2 protein-coding genes are annotated in these 5,067 nt (G+C 72.6%); both read left to right on the top strand.

Going from position 1 to position 5,067, the window contains the following annotated elements:
- Positions 1-2,056: tetratricopeptide repeat protein (locus tag HZZ10_RS18955; protein WP_506344877.1), on the top strand; the 2,056-nt coding region annotated here is incomplete at its 5' end.
- Positions 2,053-4,563: a beta-galactosidase gene (locus HZZ10_RS18950; protein ID WP_179914704.1), complete on the top strand. Its 2,511-nt coding sequence runs from the start codon at positions 2,053-2,055 to the stop codon at positions 4,561-4,563. The genes HZZ10_RS18955 and HZZ10_RS18950, both read left to right, overlap by 4 nt.
- The last annotated feature ends 504 nt before the right edge of the window (positions 4,564-5,067 follow it).

Here is a 5,067-nt window from a genome sequence, read left to right as displayed (position 1 = left end):
CTCCGCCCCCGCGCCCTCACCACCTGCGCCACCCAGACCACCCCGACCCGAGCCGGCGACCGAGCCTGCGCCCCCGGAGCAGATCGGCTCCGTCGACGAGCTCTACGTCACGGGTCTGCACCTCGACCAGTACAGGCACGCCACCCGTTCCCCGGAGCCGTACTGGCTCGAGGCGCTCCGCCGCGACCCTGGCGACGAACGCACCCACGTGGCGCTCGCGGCCCGCCGCATGCGTGACGGGCGCCTCGACGACGCCGAGCAGCACCTTCGCGCTGCCGTCGGGCGGCTCACGCTCCGCAACCCCAACCCCCGCGACGGCGAGGCCCACTACAGGCTGGGTCTCGTGCTCGCCCGTCTGGGCCGCTCTGACGAGGCGCGCGCTGCGCTCGGGACCGCGTCGTGGGACAGGGCCTGGCTCGACCCGGCCGTCATTGCGACAGCCCGGCTCGACCTCGCCGACGGTCGTCCGGCGCGCCTGGCCGCGGCGGTCGAGGACCTGCAGGCTCTGGTCGCCCGTTCCCCGGTGCACGTGCAGGGCCGGAACCTGCTCGCCGTCGCCCTCCGACGCCGCAGCGGCACGGCCGGTCCATCCGCCTGCTCGACTGGCCCCTCCGCCCGGGGGACCAGTCCCTCCGGCGGACCCCGGTCCGCCCACGGCGACGACCTCGCGGCCCTCGCCCTCGTCCGCGAGACCCTGGCTCTCGACCCCCTCGACGCCTGGGCCCGGGATCTCGCCGACAGGTGGGGAGAGCCCGCGCAGGTGTCCAGCGACCCGACGGTCCTCGTCGACGTCGCCCTCGAGCACGCCTCGGCAGGCGAGGTCGACGCGGCGCTCGGGCTGCTCGCCCGTGCGGCCTCTCTCCCGACGGTCAGCGGTCAGCGCAACGTCGCCCCTGTCGCGTGGCTGCACGCGGCCGACCTCGAGCTGGCGCGCGGTGACCAGGACGCCGTCGACCGAGCCCTCGCCGCAGCCCGCTCCGCACCACGTGACTGGTGCTTCCCGTCGGCCACCGAGGACGACGCACTGGCACAGCTGCGCCAAGCCCGCCCTGGCGACCCGCTCGTGCTGGGGCTCGCCGGTCACCGTCTCTACGCAGCAGGCCGACGCGACGAGGCCGTCGAGGCGTGGCAGGCCTCGGTCGACGCCGACGAGACCGATCCCGTGGTGCTCCGCTCCCTGGGCCTCGCCGCCTACGACCTGCTCGGCGACGGAGAGCGTGCGGCACGCTGCTACGCCCAGGCCCGTGCGCTGCGCCCCGACGACGCACGTCTGCTCTACGAGGCGGACCAGCTCGCAGCGCGTCGAGGGGCCGCGGCCGCCGACCGTGTCGAGACGCTGACCTCACGGGCCGACCTCGTCGCCACCCGCGACGACCTCACTGTCCAGCTGGCCGGTCTCCTGACGACCCTCGACCGAGCCGACGAGGCGCTCGACCTGCTCGCCGGACGCTCCTTCCAGCCGTGGGAAGGGGGCGAGGGGACCGTCCTGGCGGCGTGGGACGACGCGCACCGCACGCTCGCGCTCGCGGCCCTCGACGGGGGTGACCCGGACCGAGCCTTGGCGCACGCGCGGGCCGCGCTCGCGCCCGTCGCCTCGCTCGGCGAGGCCCGGCACCCGCTCGACAGCACGGCAGACCTGCACCTCCTGCTCGGCGACGCGCTGGTCGCGTCGGGTCGTGACCACGAGGCACGAGAGGCGTGGCAGATCGCCGCCGACCAGCAGGGCGGCGTCGAGGGGATGACCCCCGAGATCTGCTCGGAGCAGACCGCAGCGTCCGCGACGGCTCTGCACAGGCTCGGTCGCCGCGACGAGGCGGCGCGGCTGCGCGACGTGCTCGCCAGGCATGTCTCCGAGCAGGCGTCGGTCGTCGCCGTGGTCGACTACTTCGCGACGTCCTTGCCGAGCCTGCTGCTCTTCGCCGAGGACGTGCAGGCCACGCACGACTCCAGGGTCCGGACGCTCCAGACTCTGCTCGCCGGGCTGGACGACCAGCTGGACCAGCCCGACCAGCTCGACCCGACGTCGAACCAGAGCTCACGGAGGAGAGACCGATGACCCCAGAGCACGGGCCGAAGGCCCCACAGTCACCGCCGTCCCAGCAGTCTCCGGTCACGACGCCCTCACAGACCACGGCGTCCTCACAGACCACGTCGTCCTCGCGGACCGAGCCACGGTCGGCTCCGCCACGGCACGGCAGATCGGTCCGCGTCCCGCCCATCGACCCCGCGACCCGCCTGGCCTTCCTCGGCGACGGCCACGACCGCTCCGACCGCATCGAGGTGACGACCCGGTTCCTCGAGCGCGGGGGCCGTCCCTGGTTCCCGGTGACCGGGGAGGTGCACTACTCACGCATCCCGAGGGACCGGTGGTCGGAGGTCCTGGGGCACGCCCGCGCAGGGGGCCTCGACACCGTCGCGACCTACGTCTTCTGGCAGGCTCACGAGCCGACTCCCGGCGACTTCCGCTGGGACGGGGACCTCGACCTGCGAGCCTTCGTCGAGCTGGCAGCGCACCACGGCCTCGACGTGGTGGTGCGCATCGGCCCGTGGGCGCACGGGGAGGCCCGCCACGGCGGGTTCCCGGACTGGCTGGTGGACCGCGGGCTGCCGACGAGGACGGACGACCCGGAGTACCTGGACCTGGTGCGAGCCTTCTACAGCCAGACGATCAGGCAGCTCGACGGGCTGACGCACGCCGACGGCGGCCCCGTGGTCGGGGCGCAGATCGAGAACGAGCTCTACGACCAGCCCGCGCACCTGGCGACCCTGCGACGCACCGCCGAAGACCTCGGGCTGCACCTCCCGCTCTGGACGGCGACAGGGTGGGGTGGTGCCCAGCTACCCGGCACCCTGCTGCCGGTCTACAGCGCCTACGCGGACGGGTTCTGGGAGGAGTCGAGCACAGGCTGGCCGGAGTTCGCGGCCATCCACTTCCGCTACAGCGAGGTCCGCGACGACCTCACGGTCGGCGCAGACCTGCGCGAGGCCTTCGACCAGATCACCGTCGGCGGGGAGGTGCCCACGTCCGACCGCAGGATGCTGCCCTTCGTCACCTGCGAGCTCGGGGGAGGCATGCACGTGGCCTACCACCGCCGCCCGCTCGTCGGTGCGCAGGACGTCGCGGCGCTCGCCCTCGCCAAGATCGGCAGCGGCTCCGTGTGGCAGGGGTACTACATGTACGCAGGCGGCACGCAACGGGTCGGTCCGCACGGGACAGAGCAGGAGTCGCAGGCGACCGGCTACCCCAACGACGTCCCCACGCGCTCCTACGACTTCTACGCACCCGTCGGCGAGCACGGGCAGGTCAGGCCGCACCACCACCTGCTGCGCCGACAGCACCTCTGGCTGGCTGACGAGGGGGCACACCTCGCCGCGATGGCGACGACAGTCGCCGGGGGGAGCGAGGACCCGGCCGAGCTGCGCTGGTCGGTCCGCTCCGACGGTCGCAGCGGCTATCTCTTCCTCACCACCTACCAGCCGCCGGCGCACCCGGTCGACGCGCAGCCCGGTGTCCAGGTGACGGTGGACCTCGACGGCACGGAGGTCACGGTGCCCGCTCGCCCGGTCGACCTGCCGGCCGGTCTCTCGCTCGTGTGGCCCCTGCGCTACGCCTTGACGCCCGACCTCGAGCTGCGCAGCGCGACGGCGCAGGTGCTCGCCCGGCTCGACGACGTGGTCGTCCTCGCGGCGACCGACGGCGTCGACGTCGAGCTGGTCCTCGACGGCGCGGTCGAGGTCGGTGGTGCCGCGGTGGGTCAGCGCACCGGGGGAGGGGTGGGAGCCGACAGCACGGTCGTGACGCTGACCGAGCCCCCGGGGCCCAGGTGCGTCGTCGACCTGCCCGGCGTGCGCGTCCTGGTCCTCGACGACACGTCGGCCAGCAGGCTCTACAGGCTCGACGTCGCTGGGAGGGACAGGCTCGTCCTCGCTGACGCACCCGTGTACGCAGAGGACGGTGCCCTGGTGGTCCACACGACCGGGCCCGAGACCACGGTCTCGCTGTTCCCGGCGTCTGGTGCGCTCGCGGTTGCCGGGGGAGAGGGGGAGCTGTCCCACCTGCCCGCTGCTGACGAGCGTCTAGCAGGCGGTCTCTGGGAGACGTGGATGCTCTCCGTCCCCGGCGCCGGACCGCACAGGCTCCTGACCGACCTCCGCCCTGAGGCTGTCGCCCCGCGCCCAGAGCGCGGTGGACCGATGGGGCGGCTCAGCGCTCCGACCGACTGGTCAGGAGCGGCCAGGGTCCGGGTCGACGTCGCCGCTGAGCTGGTCGAGGGGACCGACCGCGCGCTGCTACGCGTCGACTGGACCGGCGACGTCGGGCGCGCCTGGGTCGGTGACCACCTTGTCAGCGACCACTTCTGGCACGGACGGGTGTGGGACGTCGACCTCACACCGTGGCAGGAGGAGATCGCCGTGCACGGGGTGGTGCTCGAGCTGCTGCCGTGGGTCGGGGAGACAGGGGTCCGGGTCGACCCGTCGGTGGCGCCCGGGGGAGACGGGCTCGAGATCCGTTCGGTCGACGTCGTGCGGGTCCCGCGGACGGTCCTCCAGGCGAGATCCTGAGACGCGTTCGGTCCCGGTACGGGCAGAGGACCGGGTGCCCTGACCAGCCTGTCGCCGCTGATCCGGGCCGGTTTGGAGATGCGGCGATCTCTGACGTAGTGTTCTCGACGTCAGCCCGACTGGGAGACACAGACACCACTGCGAAGCTCTTCGGAGCCGGCGCGAAGTGGCTGGTCCCGGGGTTCGGCATCCTCTGCATGAAGGCTTCGCAGGTTCGCCTGCGCCTGGTAGTGTGGAGGGCCTGGTTCGGACGGTGGTGACACTGTCTGGCTGCGGTTCGGACAGCTCGGAAGAGTGGTTCGAGGGGCCGCGAAGATCAGGTAGTCTTCACCAGGCCCGCTTGACCGGGTTAACGCGCTGGAAACGGCGAGTTGACACAGGGAAGCGAGTCGGGTAAGTTTGAACGGTTGCCTCACGCCAGACGCTCAGTAATGAGTGAACGGGTGATGCGCGTCCGCTCCTTGAGAACTCAACAGTGTGCTTAATAGTCAATGCCAAGACCCC

The organism is Sanguibacter inulinus, from assembly GCF_013415325.1.
GTDB lineage: Bacteria > Actinomycetota > Actinomycetes > Actinomycetales > Cellulomonadaceae > Sanguibacter > Sanguibacter inulinus.
This window is presented reverse-complemented; position numbering and strand designations above follow the sequence as displayed.